General features: G+C 40.3%; 18 protein-coding genes. 16 read left to right on the forward strand and 2 right to left on the reverse strand.

Translation table 11 applies throughout. The features are described from left to right. The first annotated feature begins 90 nt into the window (after positions 1 to 90). The 14 genes from truB (at position 91) to FD44_RS02020 (ending at position 14,876) form a co-directional block, all read left to right on the forward strand. Complete coding sequence (gene truB / locus FD44_RS01955) at positions 91 to 1,002, forward strand: tRNA pseudouridine(55) synthase TruB (protein ID WP_010619723.1); 912 nt, start codon at positions 91 to 93, stop codon at positions 1,000 to 1,002. Between the two features lie 29 nt (positions 1,003 to 1,031). Beyond that, positions 1,032 to 1,973 (forward strand): riboflavin biosynthesis protein RibF, encoded by a 942-nt coding sequence (gene ribF, locus FD44_RS01960; protein WP_010619724.1) that lies wholly within the window; start codon positions 1,032 to 1,034, stop codon positions 1,971 to 1,973. 120 nt (positions 1,974 to 2,093) lie between these two features. Further along, positions 2,094 to 3,134 carry a heat-inducible transcriptional repressor HrcA gene (gene hrcA, locus FD44_RS01965; protein ID WP_010619725.1) on the forward strand — a complete coding sequence of 347 codons (1,041 nt, stop codon included), beginning with the start codon at positions 2,094 to 2,096 and terminating at the stop codon, positions 3,132 to 3,134. A 14-nt stretch (positions 3,135 to 3,148) separates the two neighbouring features. Continuing rightward, positions 3,149 to 3,733, forward strand: a complete 585-nt coding sequence (gene grpE / locus FD44_RS01970) for a nucleotide exchange factor GrpE (RefSeq protein ID WP_010619726.1) — start codon at positions 3,149 to 3,151, stop codon at positions 3,731 to 3,733. A gap of 30 nt (positions 3,734 to 3,763) precedes the next feature. Continuing rightward, on the forward strand, positions 3,764 to 5,620 hold the full coding sequence (gene dnaK, locus FD44_RS01975; RefSeq protein WP_010619727.1) for a molecular chaperone DnaK: 1,857 nt from the start codon (positions 3,764 to 3,766) through the stop codon (positions 5,618 to 5,620). A 130-nt stretch (positions 5,621 to 5,750) separates the two neighbouring features. Then, a complete protein-coding gene (gene dnaJ / locus FD44_RS01980; RefSeq protein WP_010619728.1) occupies positions 5,751 to 6,911 on the forward strand; it encodes a molecular chaperone DnaJ in 1,161 nt (386 codons plus the stop codon). A 132-nt stretch (positions 6,912 to 7,043) separates the two neighbouring features. Further along, on the forward strand, positions 7,044 to 8,873 hold the full coding sequence (gene lepA / locus FD44_RS01985) for a translation elongation factor 4 (RefSeq protein ID WP_010619729.1): 1,830 nt from the start codon (positions 7,044 to 7,046) through the stop codon (positions 8,871 to 8,873). 110 nt (positions 8,874 to 8,983) lie between these two features. Further along, positions 8,984 to 9,271, forward strand: coding sequence for a hypothetical protein (locus FD44_RS01990; protein ID WP_010619730.1), 288 nt, complete (start codon positions 8,984 to 8,986; stop codon positions 9,269 to 9,271). A gap of 62 nt (positions 9,272 to 9,333) precedes the next feature. Next, positions 9,334 to 10,293, forward strand: coding sequence for a 50S ribosomal protein L11 methyltransferase (gene prmA, locus FD44_RS01995; protein WP_010619731.1), 960 nt, complete (start codon positions 9,334 to 9,336; stop codon positions 10,291 to 10,293). Continuing rightward, complete coding sequence (locus FD44_RS02000; protein ID WP_010619732.1) at positions 10,293 to 11,039, forward strand: 16S rRNA (uracil(1498)-N(3))-methyltransferase; 747 nt, start codon at positions 10,293 to 10,295, stop codon at positions 11,037 to 11,039. The genes prmA and FD44_RS02000 overlap by 1 nt, the downstream gene beginning before the upstream one ends. Positions 11,040 to 11,120: 81 nt before the next feature. Continuing rightward, positions 11,121 to 11,444 (forward strand): hypothetical protein, encoded by a 324-nt coding sequence (locus FD44_RS02005; protein ID WP_010619733.1) that lies wholly within the window; start codon positions 11,121 to 11,123, stop codon positions 11,442 to 11,444. 34 nt (positions 11,445 to 11,478) lie between these two features. After that, positions 11,479 to 13,716: a RelA/SpoT family protein gene (locus tag FD44_RS02010; RefSeq protein ID WP_029327533.1), complete on the forward strand. Its 2,238-nt coding sequence runs from the start codon at positions 11,479 to 11,481 to the stop codon at positions 13,714 to 13,716. A gap of 20 nt (positions 13,717 to 13,736) precedes the next feature. Continuing rightward, complete coding sequence (dtd, locus tag FD44_RS02015) at positions 13,737 to 14,183, forward strand: D-aminoacyl-tRNA deacylase (RefSeq protein WP_010619735.1); 447 nt, start codon at positions 13,737 to 13,739, stop codon at positions 14,181 to 14,183. A gap of 54 nt (positions 14,184 to 14,237) precedes the next feature. Continuing rightward, positions 14,238 to 14,876 carry an HAD-IA family hydrolase gene (locus FD44_RS02020; protein ID WP_010619736.1) on the forward strand — a complete coding sequence of 213 codons (639 nt, stop codon included), beginning with the start codon at positions 14,238 to 14,240 and terminating at the stop codon, positions 14,874 to 14,876. Here FD44_RS02020 and FD44_RS02025 read toward each other — a convergent pair. Then, positions 14,873 to 15,712, reverse strand: a complete 840-nt coding sequence (locus tag FD44_RS02025; RefSeq protein ID WP_010619737.1) for a fructosamine kinase family protein — start codon at positions 15,710 to 15,712, stop codon at positions 14,873 to 14,875. The two genes, FD44_RS02020 and FD44_RS02025, sit on opposite strands and share 4 nt — an antisense overlap. Positions 15,713 to 15,754: 42 nt before the next feature. Next, entirely contained in the window at positions 15,755 to 16,603 is an 849-nt protein-coding gene (locus FD44_RS02030) for an N-acetylmuramoyl-L-alanine amidase family protein (RefSeq protein WP_010619738.1), read from the reverse strand. 359 nt (positions 16,604 to 16,962) lie between these two features. Between FD44_RS02030 and hisS the strand changes: the two genes are divergently transcribed. Together hisS and aspS are read left to right on the forward strand one after the other, a co-directional pair. Then, positions 16,963 to 18,261 carry a histidine--tRNA ligase gene (hisS, locus tag FD44_RS02035; protein WP_010619739.1) on the forward strand — a complete coding sequence of 433 codons (1,299 nt, stop codon included), beginning with the start codon at positions 16,963 to 16,965 and terminating at the stop codon, positions 18,259 to 18,261. Between the two features lie 11 nt (positions 18,262 to 18,272). Beyond that, on the forward strand, positions 18,273 to 20,057 hold the full coding sequence (gene aspS / locus FD44_RS02040) for an aspartate--tRNA ligase (protein WP_010619740.1): 1,785 nt from the start codon (positions 18,273 to 18,275) through the stop codon (positions 20,055 to 20,057). The last annotated feature ends 16 nt before the right edge of the window (positions 20,058 to 20,073 follow it).

The raw sequence follows: 20,073 nt of genomic DNA on the forward strand, positions 1-20,073 counted from the left end.
ACTAATGTTAGTCAGTTTTTGAGTCAAATTTTAAATTTGATATGATATAATTAAACGATTATCGTATCTACTAATTAAGGAATGAAATCTATGAACGGAATAATCCCACTTTATAAAGAACGTGGCATGACAAGTCATGACTGTGTCAATCAATTAAGAAGAATTCTACACACCAAAAAAATTGGGCATTCAGGCACACTTGATCCAAATGTAGATGGCGTTTTACCAATTTGTGTGGGTAGTGCGACAAAAGTGGTCGACTACTTGATGACCTTTGGAAAAACATACAGAGGCACGATTACCTTGGGATTTTCGACGACAACGGAAGACCTAGATGGAGATGTTGTTGAAGAAAGAAAATTACCGGAGCCGTTTAATGATGATCAATTAGCATCTGCTATGGCGATGCTGACTGGCGAAATTATTCAAATTCCGCCGATGTATTCTGCGGTAAAAGTTGATGGTAGAAAACTTTATCAATATGCACGTGCTGGCAAAGAGGTTAAGCGACCAGAACGAAAAATTATGATTTATGCCTTTACGCAATTAGGAACGACTAAGTTTGATAAGGAAACTGGGCATCAAGAAGTTCATTTTGAGGTGCGATGTTCAAAAGGAACCTACATTAGAACCTTGGCAGTTGATCTAGGCAAACAACTTGGAGTTCCAGCAGTTATGTCGGATTTAAGCAGAATTTCAAGTGGTGGTTTTGACGTTAAAGAAACGGTAACCCTAGATGAAATAAAGGATGCGGTTGACGAAGAGAACACCGACTATTCATGGCTGTATCCGATTAAGCGCGCACTTGCTAAATATCCCGAAGTGCCACTAACTGATGAGCTCTGGGACGCTGTTAAGCATGGTGTCTGGCTGTATTCTGAAGAAATAGACACGACGGAACCAGTTGTTGCTTTGAGCTTTAATGGGGAAATAAAATGTTTGTATCAATTGATGGAAAATAAAACACAATATAAGCCACTTAAAATGTTTAGTACACAATAAACAATATTACTTGGTAGGAGGCAGTTGACTTGAAAGTCATTAACATTCATCACCCGCTAAATTTAAATTTAATTGATGAAGGTCCAGTTGTTTTGGCAATGGGCTTTTTTGATGGGGTCCATAAAGGACATCAGGAAGTTATTAAAGCTGCTAAGAAAGAAGCAGATAAATTAGGCGTCAAATTGGCGGTTTTAACCTACGACCATCATCCAGAGGTTGTTTACAGACGACTAATGCCTGAGGACACAAAATATATTACGCCTCAAGAACGGCGACTCGCTTTGCTAGAAGAATTTGGCGTCAATTTAGTCTATTTGGTTAACTTTACTGGAAGTTTCTCAGCACTTTCACCTCAACAGTTTGTGGATCAGTATATTTGTGCCTTGCATCCGACGACTGTCGTTGCTGGATTTGATCATACTTATGGTGCAAAGGATTCCGATGCAGACATGGCTCACTTGGCTGAATATGCTCAGAACCGATTTAAGGTCATCACGGTTGGTGAAAGAGAACAAACTGGGGACAAGGTCAGTTCAAGCCGAATCAGGGATGCTTTAGATGAAGGTGACTTAGCCAAAGTAAATCTTCTACTAGGCTATACGTTCCAGACAAAGGGCGTTGTCGTTCACGGATTTGCTAGGGGGAGAACGATTGGATTTCCGACAATCAATATCAATCACCCCGAGGATCAGTGGCTTCCTGGAATTGGTATTTATACAACGAGGGTTAAGGTTGGGGACAAATGGGTTAATGGAATGGCGTCAATTGGTAGAAATGTGACCTTTGGAGAAGGCCGTCCAGTGACCGTCGAAATTTACCTACTAGATTTCACAGGTAACCTATACGGTGAAAACGTGGCAATTGAATGGTTCACGAGGCTCAGAGGAGAAGTTAAGTTTTCTGGTGCAGATGCACTTGTCACTCAACTTAATGCAGATGAAGAAAAAACACGGGAATTTTTTAAAAATTAGCACTCAATAATAGAGATTGCCAAAAAAGTCATGTATATTCTTGACTTTCTATTTCGCGTTTGCTACATTGTATATGTGTCTTAGCACTTATGTTAATCGAGTGCTAAAAGAGGTGATATCATGTTAACGGATAGACAAGAAATGATTTTGAGGGCGATTGTTAGAGATTATACCAACAACGGTGTTCCAGTTGGATCGAAAGCACTGGTTGAACAATTACCAGTACACGTCAGTTCAGCAACAATTCGAAATGAAATGGCAGTTTTAGAATCAGTCGATTTAATTCGAAAAACGCATTCATCGTCTGGAAGAATTCCTTCGATGAGAGGCTATCGATATTATGTCGACCATTTGGTTAGACCAGACGTTGTAAAAGATAACGATGTTGATTTGATTAAAACGTCGCTGGGTGGTGACTTTCAGAAGATTGATGAAATTGTGGCACAATCGGCGACAATTTTATCTGATCTTACATCTTACACAACGTTTACGTTAAAACCAGAGTTAAAGAATAGTCGACTTAGCGGTTTTCGATTAGTACCATTAGGGAATCGACAGGTCATGGCAATTCTAGTGACTGACAATGGGGATGTTGAGAACCAGACGTTCAGTGTGACTCATAATGTAACAAGTGAGCAACTTGAAGCGGTCGTTAGAATTATTAATGATCAACTGGTTGGGCTTCCTTTGGAAGATGTGGTTGAAAAGTTAAAGCTTCAGATTCCAGCGGAGGTAACCCGTTATATGCAAAAACCAGAGGGATTTCTTAGAATCTTTGGGGATGTTTTAACTCGTGCTTCTCAGGAACGCTTTTATGTTGGTGGTCGAATGAATGTGCTCGATTTTTCTGAGCAGACTGACATCGACACTTTAAGATCAATCTATTCATTAATGGATCATACAGATGATATTGCTGAAGTTTTGGGTGAGCCGTCTAACCAAATTCAAGTTAAAATTGGCGATGAAATTTCCAATAGCGACTTGCTTAAAAACTACAGTTTAATCACGGCAACGTATGATGTTGATGCACATGGTAAAGGAATCATCGCACTATTGGGGCCAACTAGAATGCCTTATTCAAAAATGATTGGTCTAATAGGTGCATTTAGAAACGAGTTAGCAAGCAAATTAATTGAATATTATCGTCATTTTGACGAATAAGAGGAGGTTATTGTGTGGCTGCAGAAGATAAAAAATCTGAAGAAGAGTTAAAAGACCAAGAAGTACCAAAAGATGAAATAACGGATACTTCTGGTGAAAAAGAAGCAACGACTGTAGATGACCAAAATACGGTTGAAGAAAAAGAAGAATCAAAGATTACAGAGTTAGAAGATAAGGTTTCTGGTCTTGAGGACCGATATCTTCGAGCTGAAGCAGAAATTAAAAATATCCAAGCGCGTAATGCAAAAGAACGTGCTGCCTTACTCAAATATGATGGACAGCAGCTTGCTCATGATCTGTTACCAGTTGTTGATAACATTGAGCGTGCCTTGGATAGTAAGGTGGATGATGACCAAAATCAGGCCCTTAAAAAGGGAATTGAACTTGTTCTTCAACACTTAAATGAGGCATTAACTAAGAATGGGATTGAAGAGATTGAGGCAACTGGCGTTAAGTTCGATCCTCAATTACATCAAGCTGTTCAGACAGTTCCGGCTACGGACGAAGTTCCCGCAGACCACGTTGCACAGGTTTTACAAAAGGGCTATAAATTGAAGGACCGAGTATTGAGACCAGCAATGGTTGCTGTGGCACAATAAATAAAAAATTATGAAGAGGGTAAATGAACAATGGCAAGTAATAAAATTATTGGAATTGATTTAGGAACAACTAACTCAGCAGTTGCTGTTTTGGAAGGAAACGAACCAAAAATTATCACAAATCCTGAAGGCGCTCGTACAACGCCATCAGTTGTTGCATTTAAAGACGGCGAACCACAAGTTGGTGAAGTTGCTAAACGACAGGCTATCACTAATCCTAATACCATCGTTTCAATCAAGAGCCACATGGGTGATGGAAACTACACTGTTGATGTTGATGGCAAGAAATACACACCACAACAAATTTCAGCAATTATTCTTCAACATTTGAAGAGCTACGCTGAAGAATACCTTGGTGACACGGTTTCTCAAGCTGTTATTACAGTTCCAGCTTATTTTGACGATGCCCAACGTCAAGCAACTAAAGATGCTGGTAAGATTGCCGGATTAGACGTTAAACGAATTATTAACGAACCTACCGCTGCATCTCTTGCATACGGTTTGGACAAGCAAGATACCGATGAAAAAATCTTAGTTTATGACTTGGGTGGCGGTACTTTTGATGTTTCCGTTCTTGATTTAGGTGACGGTGTGTTTGAAGTTCTCTCAACTAATGGAGATACTCATCTTGGTGGAGACGACTTTGACCAAAAGGTAATGGATTGGTTAGTTGCCCAATTTAAACAAGCAAATGGCATCGATTTATCAAAAGATAAGATGGCAATGCAACGTTTAAAGGAAGCTGCAGAAAAGGCCAAGAAGGATGTTTCTGGTATGGCACAAACCCAAATCAGTTTGCCTTTCATTTCTGCTGGTGAAAATGGACCTATTCATTTGGAAGAAACATTAACCCAAGCTAAATTTAACGAATTGACTTCTGATTTAGTTGAAAAGACCCGTATCCCAGTTGAAAATGCATTGAAGGATGCTGGCATCTCAGCTAGTGACTTAGATGTTGTTATCTTAAATGGAGGTTCAACTCGTATTCCAGCTGTCCAAGAATCAGTAAAGAAATGGACTGGTAAAGAACCTAACCATTCAATTAACCCCGATGAAGCGGTCGCTTTAGGTGCTGCTGTTCAAGGTGGTGTCCTAACTGGTGATGTTAAGGACGTTGTTTTACTTGACGTTACGCCATTATCACTTGGTATTGAAACCATGGGTGGTGTCTTCACTAAGTTGATTGATCGAAACACGACAATTCCAACTAGCAAGTCACAAGTGTTCTCTACAGCTGCAGATAACCAACCCGCTGTTGATATTCATGTGTTACAAGGTGAACGTCCAATGGCAGCCGATAACAAGACACTTGGTAATTTTCAATTAGCCGACATTCCAGCAGCACCACGTGGCGTTCCTCAAATCGAAGTTACCTTTGATATTGATAAAAATGGGATTGTTAACGTATCTGCTAAGGATAAGGGAACTGGTAAGGAACAAAAGATTACCATCAAGAGTGATTCTGGCTTGTCGGATGAAGAAATCGACAAGATGATGAAAGAAGCTCAAGAAAACGCGGATGCCGATAAGAAACGTAAGGACGAAGTCGACTTAAAGAATGAAGTTGATCAACTCCTCTTCACTGTTGATAAGACATTGAAGGAAGTTAAGGGTAAGGTTTCTGACGATGAAATTAAAAAGGCAGAAGCTGCTCGTGACGACTTGAAGAAGGCACAAGAAGATAATAACTTAGAAGATATGAAGACCAAGAAGGATGATTTGAACAAGATTGTTCAAGACCTTTCAGTTAAGTTATATCAACAAGCTCAACAACAAGAACAAGCCTCCGATGCAAAAGATACTAAGGATAGCGGATCTGCTGACAAGGGTAACGATGATAATACTGTTGACGGTGACTTCTCTGAAGTTCATGACGACAACAAGTAATTAGATATTATTGTTGTGAAAGCCAGAGCTCATTTGGGCTTTGGCTTTTTAATTGGGCGTCATTATGATATGCTAAATTCACAAAAACGACCTATTAAACTTGAATTGAATTGATTCTGGGAGGAAAACAATGGCTGAGAAAGATTATTATGAAACACTGGGCATTGACCGTGATGCCAGTAAAGACGACATAAGAAAGGCCTATCGAAAGTTATCCAAAAAGTACCATCCTGATATAAATAAAGAACCTGGTGCGGAAGAAAAGTTTAAGACGATTACAGAAGCTTATGAAGTGCTTAGTGACGATCAAAAACGAGCAAACTATGACCAATATGGTTCTGCTGACGGTGCAGCTGGTGGCTTTGGTGGTAACGGTGGCGGATTTTCAGGTAGCGACTTTGGTGGCTTTGGCGGAGGTGGCGGTTTTGATGACATCTTTAGTCAATTCTTTGGTGGCGGAGGTGGCGGCCGTTCGCAACGAAACCCCAATGCGCCACAACCGGGTCGCGACTTACAGTACCAAATGACGCTGAAATTTGAAGAAGCTATTTTTGGTAAAGAAACCAAGATTACGTATACCCGAGAAGCTCAATGTGACACTTGTAATGGGAGTGGCGCAAAACCAGGGACCTCGCCGGTTACCTGTCATAATTGTGGTGGAAGTGGCTATGTTTCAACTGAAACAAACACACCGCTTGGTAGAATGCGAAGCCAACAGGTTTGTCCAGTTTGCCAAGGAACAGGTAAAGAAATTAAAGAAAAGTGCCCTACCTGTGCAGGTAGCGGTCATGTAGAACAACGTCATGAAGTTGAAGTTAAGATTCCTGCCGGTGTTGATGATGGCCAACAAATGCGGTTACAAGGACAGGGCGAAGCTGGAACTAATAGTGGCCCTTACGGAGACTTATTTATTATTTTCCAGGTTCAGCCAAGTAAAGACTTTAAGCGTGATGGCGCTGATATTTACTTCGATCAAGCCATTAGCTTTTCACAAGCCGCTCTTGGGGACAAGGTTCAGGTGAAGACGGTTCATGGAGATGTTGAACTTAAGGTGCCTGCTGGAACACAATCTGGAACAACTTTCCGTTTAAAGGGAAAAGGTGCTCCTAAGTTGCGGGGAACCGGAAATGGTGATCAGCGAGTCACTGTCAATATTAAGACGCCAAAGAATCTTTCGAAGGAACAACGTGATGCATTAAGACAATTGGCAAAGGCCAGTGGCGAAGAAGTTGCCGGGAATGGTAAAGGCAATTTTTTTGACAAAGTAAAAGACGCATTTAACGATGACTAAAGGCGGTTGTCGACATTAAGTTGTCGGCAACGCCTTTTTATTTTTGTCCAGCTTCAATCGTTGTTAAATATGGCATACGTTGTTATAATTGATTAGATATGAAACAGAGCGAGAGAAAGTAGGAATCAAATAATGGATCTTAAACAAATGGCGGAACATCAAAAATTAATCCGTAATTTTTCCATTGTTGCGCATATTGATCATGGTAAATCGACATTGGCAGACCGAATTTTGGAAATGACGGATACTGTCGCTAAGCGAGATATGAAAGATCAATTGTTAGATAATATGGATCTAGAGCGAGAACGCGGGATTACGATTAAATTGAATGCCGTGGAATTACAGTATCATGCGAAAGATGGCCACACTTACGAATTTCATTTAATTGACACACCGGGTCATGTGGACTTTTCGTATGAGGTTTCAAGAAGTTTAGCAGCATGTGAGGGTGCAATCTTGGTGGTTGATGCTGCACAGGGTGTTGAAGCACAGACCCTTGCGAACGTTTATTTAGCATTGGATGACAATCTTGAAATTATTCCAATCATTAACAAAATTGATTTACCTTCTGCAGAACCAGAAAAGGTTCGAAAAGAAATTGAAGATGTTATTGGGATCGATGCTGAAGATGCCGTTTTAACAAGTGCCAAAAATGGTATTGGGATTGAAGAAATGTTGGAGCAAATTGTTCAAAAAGTACCAGCACCAACTGGCGATTTGAATGCACCACTCCAGGCGTTAATTTTTGATTCTGTTTATGATGAATATCGGGGCGTTGTCTTGAGCGTGCGTGTTTTTGAAGGCACCGTTCAGCCCGGCGACCGGATTACTTTAATGAACTCTAATACAACTTATGAAGTAACCGAGGTTGGGGTTAACTCACCTAAGCCAATTAAGCGTGATTATTTGATGGCAGGGGATGTTGGCTACTTGACCGCTAGTATTAAGGACATAACGGATACACGGGTTGGAGACACCGTGACGAACGCAAAAGATCCAGCCGACAAAGCACTCCCAGGTTATCGAGAGATGGCTCCTATGGTTTACGCTGGTTTATATCCTTCTGATAATGCAAAATTTAACGATTTACGAGAGGCACTAGAAAAACTAAAGTTAAACGATGCAGCACTTGAATATGAACCAGAATCATCACAGGCTTTGGGATTTGGTTTCCGATGTGGCTTTTTGGGAATGTTACACATGGATGTTGTCCAAGAACGATTGGAGCGAGAATTCAACCTAGATTTAATTACAACAGCACCATCCGTTACCTATCGGGTTAATCAAACAGATGATACCGTTCTTATGGTTGAAAACCCCTCTGAAATGCCAGAGGTTTCTGCAATTAAGACAATCGAAGAGCCCTATGTAAAAGCTTCTATCATGGTTCCAAATGAATATGTCGGGGCCGTCATGGAACTTTGTCAGCATAAACGGGGACAGTTCCAAACAATGGACTACCTGGATGATTATCGCGTAAATGTGATTTATAAAATGCCGTTATCCGAGATTATTTATGATTTCTTTGATAAACTTAAGTCAAGTACGAGAGGGTACGCTTCGCTAGATTATGAAATAGCGGACTACGAGCCAAGTGATCTTGTTAAAATCGATATTTTACTAAATAGTGATAAAGTGGATGCCCTTAGTTTCATTTCGCATAGAGAATTTGCGGAGAAACGTGGTCGAGAGATTGCCAGCAAGCTTAAGAAAATTATTCCAAGGCAAAACTTTGAAATTCCGGTACAGGCTGCAATTGGGGCAAAAATTATTGCTCGAACAACAATTAAGGCCTATCGGAAGGATGTTACCTCAAAGATTCATACTGGTGATCCGGATCGACGTGCTAAGTTGCTTGAAAAGCAAAAGCGTGGGAAGAAGCGAATGAAATCTGTCGGTACGGTGGATATCCCGCAGGAAGCCTTTATGGCGGTACTCCAAACTGACGAGGAAGACGAATAATTAGTAGTTGACTTTATGGACAGAATTCATTAGAATTATTTATTTGTATAGTATTTACGTGATTCTGAGTAATTAGACGAAATGACAACATCAATTAGGAGGTGTTTTCCATGCTGAACCGAACAAAAGAGTATTTACAGGATCAGGGCTTTAACTATCAAAAATCATACATTCGACCATTGATGGCACCTGAAAGTGTTTATGTGTTGAAGTTTGGCAAGGATGCATTTAATAATCGCGTGATTGTCAGATATTCGCATACATGGATAGGTCGCCAACGTATTAATGAAATTGACCTACGATTACACAAACAAAAACATCCTCGAGTATTTAAAAACGAGAATGATTTACTTGAGTATTTAGAGCCACATTTGGAAAACCGAGAAGATAACAACTAAGAAGCGTATCCTTAAAGCGGATGCGCTTTTATTATAAAATTTTTTGAGTGGAGGATTTATTGATGAAGTGGACTGAAATTGATGTCACAACAACGAGCGAAGTTGTAGAAGCCGTTTCTAATATACTAATGGACGAGGGCGCTTCTGGAATCAAAATTGACGATGCCAAGGATTTTGAGAATTTGCACGATGGTCCACTAGGTCACTTGGGAGATTATGTTGAAGTAGCGAGTCTACAGCACATTGAATTTGGCGCTAAAGTGACCGCCTATTATCCAGAAACCATTTTTATTCCTGAAATATTGCCAACGATCAATCAGAGAATTTCCCAGTTAAACGAGTTTGGGTTAAACCCCGGTGATTTTACCGTTAAAACCAGTGAGGTTGCTGAGAGCGATTGGGCGACTGCGTGGAAAAAGTATTATCATCCAGTTCGTGTGACTCGCTTTTTAACGGTTGTTCCTAGTTGGGAAAGTTACAAACCGCAAACGGATGATGAAAAGCTAATTGTGTTAGATCCAGGGATGGCATTCGGCACAGGTACTCACCCAACAACCAAGCTTTCCTTAATATCTTTGGAACAGGTCATTCGTGGTGGGGAATCAATGATTGATGTCGGTACCGGTTCTGGCGTATTGAGCATCGGGGCCAAGCAATTAGGTGTTGGTCAAATAAGAGCGTTTGACTTAGATGACGTTGCGGTAAAGTCTGCACAAAGTAATCTTGATTTGAATCCAGTTGCTGGAGATGTGGAGGTTGCTGCAAACGACTTATTGAATGGCATTACTGAAGGCGCGCAGATTATCGTTGCAAATATTTTGGCAGAAATTATTATGCCGTTAATCCCCCAAGCATGGAACCTTCTTCCGGAAAATGGCTTATTTCTTACTTCTGGAATCATTAATAAAAAGTTCGATGAAGTTAAGGCAGCTCAGGAAAAGCAAGGATTTATCATTGTACAAACACTAAAAATGGGCGATTGGTATGGCATTATTGCTCGAAAACCGGGAGTTGATGATTAATGCAGCACTATTTTTTAAAACAGCCCGCCCAGTTGGGAGCATCAGTCGACCTAAATTCAGATATTTCTCGCCATTGGGTGAAAGTCATGCGTGCAACGCCGGGTGATCACGCAGAATTTGTTGATTTAAATGGCAATCTATTTTTAGGACAACTCCAAACAAGTACGGATGAGAAAACGACCGTTAAACTTGTTGAAAATTTGGATTCAAAAAGCGAAATACCGGTTAATGTAACCTTGATTATGGGACTACCTAAACAGGATAAGGCAGATTGGATTGTGCAAAAGACGACGGAAATGGGCGTATCTGAGGTGATCTTTTTTGCAGCAGATTGGTCTGTTGCGCAGTGGAAGGGAAATCGGATAGATAAAAAGCTGGAACGGCTCCAAAAAATTGCCGCTGGGGCAGCCGAACAATCCCATCGGTTAAAAATCCCGACAATTAAATATGAAAAAAGTTTAGAAAATATTGTTACCTCATTTAGCGGGAGATTACTCGTTGCGTATGAAGAGGCTGCCAAACAGGGTGAAAAATCTGAACTACGTCATCAATTAGGCGAAGTAAATTCAGGTGATAATTTAGCAGTGGTTGTCGGACCAGAAGGGGGAATTTCGCCCGCTGAAATTCAACTTCTAGAAAATAATAATGGGATCAAGGTTGGCCTAGGTCCGCGAATTTTAAGAACCGAAACTGCCCCTCTTTACTTTTTAGCGGCTGTTTCAACAATAATTGAATTGAATTCCTAATTTATCCGCAAATAATGTATTATTACTAATAAAAATGCTAAAATAAGCACAATTACAATCAACAGGAATTGAGTGACTAATATGCATAACTTACTTGATAAATATCGTTGGCAAGGATTAATCTGTATCGATTTACTATTAGGAATTATTTTGCCTTTCTTCATAAAATGGGTGGGGATAGATAAAGCATGGCGATTTGGCTTAATCTTTATCGTGATTAATTGTCTTTGGTCAATTGTGATTGGAAATATCATCAAACCTTTGCCGCATTCATGGTTATGGCTGTTTGTTTGGCCACTAATTTATATGGTTGGAAATTGGTTGTTCTATCCAAAATATGCTTATTTATTCGCCATTGTGTATCTTGGGGCATCGTATATTGCCTATGGAAGAGAAAAAGGATAAGAGAATTGCATAATTAATAAACGGGGTGAGCAATATTCCAAAAGAGCAGATATGGACGGCTGATCTAGTAATAAAGACCGTCTCAGAATATATGAATCAAGAGCATGTCGCTAAGGTGAAGCGGGCTTGTCAATTTGCAACGGTTGCTCATAAGGAGCAATTCAGGCAATCAGGGGAAGCCTATATTATTCACCCTATTCAAGTAGCAGGAATTCTGGCTGAATTGCGGATGGATCCTGCTACTGTTTCTGCTGGATTTTTGCACGATGTCGTCGAAGATACTGGTGCAACCCTAAGTGACGTAAAAGAGTTATTTGGTGAAGATATCGCCATGATTGTGGATGGTGTTACCAAACTGGGTAAGATTAAATATAAGTCCAACCGTGAACAATTGGCCGAGAATCATCGGAAATTGTTATTAGCGATGTCAAATGACATTCGAGTAATGATTGTCAAATTGGCGGATCGATTACATAATATGCGGACACTAGAACACCTCAGGCCTGATAAACAGCGGCGCATTGCGAATGAAACTTTAGAAATTTATGCACCACTGGCTGATCGATTGGGTATTAGTACAATCAAATGGGAACTTGAGGACATTTCGCTACGGTATTTGAACCCACAACAGTATTATCGAATCGTCCATTTGATGAACTCGAGGCGAGACCAGCGAGAAGCTTATATTGCTTTAGCAATTGGTGATATCAAAGACGCAATCGCTGATCTTAATATGAAGGTTGATATTTATGGTCGACCAAAGCACATTTATTCGATTTATCGAAAAATGAAGGATCAACATAAGCAGTTTAGCCAGATTTATGACCTGCTGGCAATTCGAGTGATTGTTGATTCAATCAAAGACTGTTACGCGGTTCTTGGGGCAATTCATTCCAAATGGAAGCCAATGCCTGGTCGGTTTAAGGACTACATTGCAATGCCAAAGGCCAATATGTACCAATCCTTGCATACAACAGTGATTGGACCAGAAGGCAAGCCGCTTGAAGTGCAAATTCGAACCGAACAAATGCACCAAGTTGCTGAATTTGGTGTTGCTGCGCACTGGGCTTATAAAGAAGGGCAGACCGGTAAAGTTGAATATAATGGAACCGGCAATAAATTAAATTGGTTTAAACAAATTATTGAAATTCAAGAAGACACCGAAAATGCTGCCGATTTTATGGACAGTGTTAAGGGTGAATTATTTGGTGACCACGTTTATGCGTTTACACCCAAAGGCGATGTGTTAGAGCTGCCAAAGGGCGCAGGTCCCTTGGATATGGCGTATTCCATTCATACTGAGGTGGGAAATCATACAATTGGTGCGACTATCAATGGTAAGATTGTACCGTTGGACTCTCAGATAAAAAATGGTGATATTGTTGATATCAAAACTTCCGCAAGTTCAACTGGCCCAAATCGTGACTGGCTCAAACTGGTTTCAACCCGGAGAGCAAGAAACAAAATTAAGCAATTCTTTAGGCAGCGTGATCGTGAAGAGAATGTCTCAACGGGTCGGGATTTAATTGTCCAACAATTGCGAGAATTTAAGTATGATCCTAAGGCCATCATGACCAAGTCTCAACTAGAAAAAGTTGCCATTAAACTGCATTATCAACACATTGATGATCTATTTGCTGCCATTGGGTTTGGGGATGTACAACCAGTTGGTGTTGCTAACAGACTGACGGATGATATTCGGCATGAGGCTGAGGAAAAACGGCTTCGTAACGAAGAACGTCAAATGTTAGAGGAACATCAGACGATTTCAAATGAAACTGAAAATATTCAGCAACGCGGCAAGAAAAAGACGAATGCGCCTGAAGGGGTTGTCATTGAGGGGGTCGATAATCTCCTTGTCCGACTGAGCCACTGCTGTTCTCCGATTCCTGGGGATGAAATTGTTGGTTACATTACAAAAGGTCGTGGTGTTTCCGTCCATAGACAGAACTGTCCGAACGTTGCTAAGTCTGAAGAAAATGGCGAACGGATTGTAGATGTGTACTGGAATATTGATTCTGATTCGAAGAGTCAATACAGCGCCAATCTTGAAGTTCAGGGCTACAATCGGAACGGCTTACTGAACGATGTTTTAAAAACAATCAACAACAATACAAAATCCTTAACGTCCGTTAATGGTCAAGTCGATCATAATAAAATGGTCACTATTTCAATTTCACTAGGAATTAGAAACTTGGAACATTTACAACGAATCATGGATAATTTAAAAAATGTGCAGGATGTTTACGTTGTTAAACGTCCATTTAGATAAATTATAGGAGCTGAATTAACTTGAAAGTTGTTTTACAGCGAGTTAGTAGCGCGTCAGTAACAATCGAGGGTAAGCTTAATGGCAAAATTGGGCAAGGGTTTATGCTCTTGGTCGGCGCACAGGATAGTGATGGTCCTGAGGAAATTAACTACCTCGTTCACAAAATTAGTAAACTTCGAGTGTTCAGTGATGATGCTGGTAAGATGAATCTTTCCATTGAAGATATCGGCGGTGAAATTTTATCGGTTTCGCAATTCACGCTTTACGCGGATACGAAGAAGGGAAATCGGCCCAGCTTTATTGGCGCTGGCGATCCAAAACATGCAGAAGCTTGCTACCAGCAATTTAATACCGCTTTACGAGCGTTGGATATTCCGGTTGAAACGGGTGAATTCGGTGCCGATATGCAGGTTTCACTAGTTAATGATGGTCCCGTAACGATCATTTTTGACACAGATCATAAATAAAAATGAGCATCAGTTGTTTTATTGGCTGGTGCTATTTTTGTAAGGAGAAACTTAATGAAAAATGTTATTTGGGATTTTGATGGCACGCTATTTAATACGTATCCAGAAATGGTAAAAGCGTTCAGTCAAACGTTGGCCTATTTTAATATTGAAGATTTTGAAATTGATACGGAAGATATTTACGCAACGATGAGACGTGGATCAGTTGGAACAGCAGTCAAAAAGTTTTCGGCAATATATGGGTTACAGGAAACACAAGTGAGAGATAAATTTAATCACATCGAACCAGAATTAGTTCAAAACGCCAGACCATTTGAGGGAATTGCAGACCTATTGAAAGAAACAAAGCTCGCCAATCGTCATCATTTTTTGGAAACGCATCGTAATCAGTTAGCAGTTGAGTTATTAAATGAGTTTGAGTTAACCCAATATTTCGATGTCATGGTTACCAAGGATGACGGGGTTAAACGGAAACCCAATCCAGAAGGCATTAATTTATTATGTGAAAAATTCGAATTAGATCGTGGTGAAACCGTTATGATTGGTGATCGAAAACTTGATATTGAGGCTGGTAATAATGCTGGTATCAACAGTTGGTTATTTGATTACGATCACCTCATCATCGTTGATGGTCAGCCCAATAAGCGTTTCACCCAAGTGGATGACATAAAAAAATCATTACTAGAAGACTAGTAATGATTTAATATTTGATCGACTGCACTACCGTACATTTCGCCAAAAAGGTTCAAATGTGCCAGCAGATAATAAAATTGATACCAAGGTAATCGCTCTTTGAAATCTGGTTCCAACGGATAAGTAGCGGTATACGCTGAGTAAAAGTTCTCATCAAAGCCACCAAAAATGGTGGTCATTGCTAAGTCGAGTTCACGGTCTCCGTAAAAGACATCCGGATCGATTAGCATCGGGTTACCGTCGGATGTAAACAAATAATTTCCAGACCATAAGTCACCATGTAGGAGACTAGGAACGATTGACCGATCTTTATAGTACGATTCAAAGATGGCCCGTAAGTGGGCGTAGTGTTGATCACGCTGAGAATTCCACAATTGGTGGTTTTCCGCACGTTTGACTAATACATCTAGTCGTTGCGTTAAGTAAAAGGTTGGCCAATCAGATTGCCACGTATTGATTTTCGGTAATTTCACATTTAGAACATCGTGATCGAAGCCGAATCGATCTTGGTGAATTTGATGGACGTGAGCGACCATTTCGCCTAACGCGGATTGGGAACCTTGTCCTGTATCAACCCAATTTAGGATTAAGTAGGCATCTCCCGAAATCTGTCCGGTTGCGATAACTTCTGGAACTAGGGCTGCCTGACTAAGAAGGGCTAATCCTTCAACCTCATGAGCATAAAAAGAGGCATCATGATTTGGCTGAACAAGTAGAAAGAAGGGTCCTTCTGAAGTTTCAACTCGGTATGAATCATTAATATCACCACCAGAAACCGGTTGGATTGATTGAATACCTGATAATGGTAGTTGATCTAACCATTCTTTTGTAAGCATGTTATCACCTCAATTCCATTGTAACCGTGTTAACTAAAAATTCTATTTTTTAAGATTTTTAAAATAGGCGTTAAGTCCCTTAGTGATGTCAACAGCAACCCGTTTCTGGTAACGAGTACTCTTAATTTGGGAGAAATCCTTTTTCGTGTTGATGTAACCCATTTCAAGCAAAAGGGCGGGACGTAGATTATCACGAATTACTAAAAAGTTGCCGAATTTTACGCCGCGATTAGTTAATGGGAGGTCAGAGAATTCAGAGTTGACCGTTTTCGCTAATCTCAAAGAGGTACTAGTATGATAATAATACGTTGTAAACCCTGTAGCCGAATCCGCAATGGGACTTGAGTCATAGTGGAAACTGATGAACGCATCAGCATGGTTATCAGTCGCTAGTTCAGCACGGTCACCAAGGCTAACGGTTTGATTCCCTTTTCGAGTCATGATGACGTTAGTACCATACCGTTTTAGTTGCTTTTCGACCATCTTAGCTTGTTGAAGGGTGTAGGTTCTTTCCTCTTGATTTCCTTGAGAGAGGGCGCCCGAATCGCTACCCCCGTGGCCAGGATCTAAAACAATTGTCGCTTCTGATAATTTTGTGGTAATGGTTCCTTTCTTGGGCTTGTTGACAAGCCAACTTGCAACCCAACCGGTATTATCCTGATAGCGAATCTTATACCAATTTTCCTTTTTAGTCATAATGTGAATTCGTTGCCCTTTTTTTAAGGTATCTTTGACTGAATAGGATAGGTTAGGACCAGTTCTGACATTGATATTATTAGTTGGAGTGGTTAAACTATTTTTTATAATGAGCGTGTAAACTAAGAAGCAAAAGCTAATCAGTAAGATTAAGCTTACAATAATGCCGCGCCATGGTAATTTTTTATAATTCAATGATTTTTCCTCGTTTACATAGATAATAGTTTTATTATAGGTATTTCTCAATGAAAATCAAAATGAATCAAATAAATGAAAAATTTTCTTACAATCTTGACTTTCCGGTAAATTTTCACTATTGTATTAGTAGTAAATAAAAGCTAATGAGAAAGACTAGTAAGTTGGTTTTAGCATTCAGAGAGTACCGGTAGCTGCGAAGGTATGGCAAGATAACCAAACTGAAGACACTTTTGAAGCTAATAACTTTGTGTTATTCGTCTGTGACGTTATCCTGTAGAAAATTAAAGGTGGTACCGTGCGCCAGCACCCTTGTCTAATGACAGGGGTGTTTTTTTATTTTAGGAAGGGGAATTTTAATGCGCTATCAAAAACCAAAAGGGACCGCTGATATACTACCCGGCGATACTGAAAAATGGCGGTTTGTTGAAGATACTGCTCGAAAATTATTTAAAACGTACCAATATCGAGAAATTCGAACGCCAATGTTTGAAAACTTTGAGGTATTCTCCAGAACATCGGGAGATACTTCCGATATTGTGACTAAAGAAATGTACGATTTTAAGGATAAAGGTGATCGACACATTTCGTTGCGACCCGAGGGAACGGCAGGGGTTGTTAGAGCCTTCGTTGAGAATAAACTTTATGGTCCTGAATATAATAAACCATACAAGGTGTACTATATGGGCCCCATGTACCGATACGAACGGCCACAATCTGGACGACTAAGAGAATTCCACCAAATTGGTGTCGAAGCATTTGGTAGTGATTCGCCCGTTTTAGATGTTGAAGTTATCTCGATGGCCATCAACCTCTTCAAGAAGCTTGGACTTTCTGATTTAAGATTGACGTTGAATTCCTTAGGAGATAAAACAAGTCGGGATAATTATCGGGCTGCATTGATTGAATATTTGGAACCCCACTTTGAGGAATTGAGCGAAGAATCAAAGGTTCGTCTTCACAAAAATCCGCTGCGAGTTCTCGATAGCAAGGAAGAACAAGATCAACAATTTGTCGCAGATGCACCTTCTATTTTAGATTACCTGACGGATGACGCTAAAGCTCATTTTGAACAAGTAAAGCAACAGCTAGATTTGCTTGGCATTGACTACGTGGTTGATTCGACAATGGTCCGAGGATTAGATTATTATAATCACACGATTTTTGAAGTGATGACGCAGTCGAAGTCACTTGGTCACGGCTACACAACAATTTGTGCGGGTGGTCGCTATAACGGTTTAGTTGAAGAATTAGGCGGTCCTGAGGTTTCTGGTGTTGGGTTTGGTCTCGGGATTGAGCGCTTACTCCTTTTACTACAGGACGAGCAAGTTTCAATGCCAAATGACGATGATCTGGATGTCTTTGTTGTTGGAATTGGTGAAGCTGCCAATGCGATGACCCTTAAAGTGGTACAAGCAATTCGTGCAAAAGGATTTTCAAGTGACCGGGACTACTTGGATCGCAAGCCAAAGGGGCAGTTTAAAATAGCTGATCGTTTAAATGCCAAGTATACGTTGACGATTGGCGAGAGTGAACTGGAATCAAAGACAGCCCATTTGAAGAAAATGGCGAGTGGCGAAGAAATTACGGTCACGCTGGAGGAAGTTCAACAAGATTTCCAATCAATTATTGAGTCTAAATTTTCAAATAAAAAATAGGAGTGACGATGATGAAAAGGACCACTTATGCAGGATTAGTAGATGAACAGTATCTAGATCAGGATATTGTTCTAAAGGGTTGGGTACAAAAGCGCCGGGATTTAGGTGGCTTAATTTTCATTGATTTGCGAGACCGTGAAGGAATCGTCCAACTTGTGTTCAGTGAAGAATACGGGAAAGAAGCTTTGAAAACAGCCGATGAATTGCGTAATGAATACGTGATTGAAGTTAAAGGACACGTCGTTAACCGTGCTGAAAATGAAGTTAATAACAATATGCGGACTGGTAAGATTGAGGTTCGAGTAACGGAAATTAACCTTCTAAATAAAGCAAAGAACCCACCATTTTATATTCAGGATAATATCAATGTTTCTGATGAACTACGTCTGAAATACCGTTATTTAGACTTACGTCGTCCAGAAATGCAAAAGAGCCTGCGGATTCGTAATCGAATTACGCAATCCGTTCACAGCTATTTTGACTCACAAGGCTTTCTTGATATTGAAACGCCAGATTTAACTAAGTCTACGCCAGAAGGCGCTCGTGACTATTTGGTACCTTCACGAGTTTACCCAGGTCATTTTTATGCATTACCACAATCACCACAACTCTTTAAGCAATTATTAATGGGCTCAGGATTTGATCGATATTACCAAATCGCGAGATGTTTCCGTGATGAGGATTTACGTGGCGATCGTCAACCAGAATTTACGCAAATTGATATGGAAACCTCATTTCTAACAGCTGAAGAAATTCAGGATTTGACTGAAGGTCTAATTGCTAAAGTTATGAAGGATACCCTTGATATTGACGTTAAACTTCCATTCCAACGAATGGATTGGGATGAGTCAATGGCTCGCTATGGAACCGACCAGCCTGACGTTCGTTTTGGGATGGAATTGAAGGATCTTTCTTCAATTATGAAGAATGTTGATTTCAAAGTCTTTTCAAGTGTTGTTGAAAATGGCGGCCAAGTTAAGGCAATTGCGGTTCCTGGTGGAGCTGCAAAATATTCTCGTAAGGATATTGATGGCTATACGCAGTACGTTGAACGTTTTGGTGCCAAAGGTCTTGCATGGATGAAGGTTACTGATGAAGGATTCAACGGTCCAATTGCTAAATTCTTCAAGGATGAAGCAATCAACAAACAAATTTTGGAAACAACTGGTGCTAAGATTGGTGATTTAATTTTGTTTGCTGCTGACAATCAACGAATTGTGGCAGACACATTAGGTTATCTACGTGTTGCAATTGCCAAGGAACAAGGGATGATCGACGAATCTCAATTTGCGTTCCTTTGGATCGTTAACTGGCCATTATTCCACTATGATGTGGACTTAAAACGTTACGTGGCTGCGCATCATCCATTCACAATGCCAAACGAAGAAGATGTTCATTACCTTGATGATGGCGAAGATCCTCATAAGGCATACGCCCAAAGTTATGACATTATCTTAAATGGACTTGAACTAGGTGGTGGCTCAATTCGTATCCATACCCGTGAACTTCAGGAGAAGATGCTTAAGGCGCTTGGCTTTACCAAGGAACGGGCAGAGGCGCAATTTGGATTCCTACTTGAAGCTTTAGACATGGGATTCCCACCTCATGGCGGATTAGCTATCGGACTTGACCGATTTGCAAGATTATTGGCTCACCGTGAGAATATTAGAGATGTTATCGCATTCCCTAAGAACTCGAAGGCAACTGAACCAATGACCAAGGCGCCATCAACAGTTTCAGACAAGCAACTTCAAGAACTTGATTTATTTGTCACTAAGCCAGATGATGGTGAATAGGTTCATTCTAAAGACC

Source organism: Secundilactobacillus malefermentans DSM 5705 = KCTC 3548 (assembly GCF_001436395.1).
GTDB classification, from domain to species: Bacteria; Bacillota; Bacilli; order Lactobacillales; family Lactobacillaceae; genus Secundilactobacillus; species Secundilactobacillus malefermentans.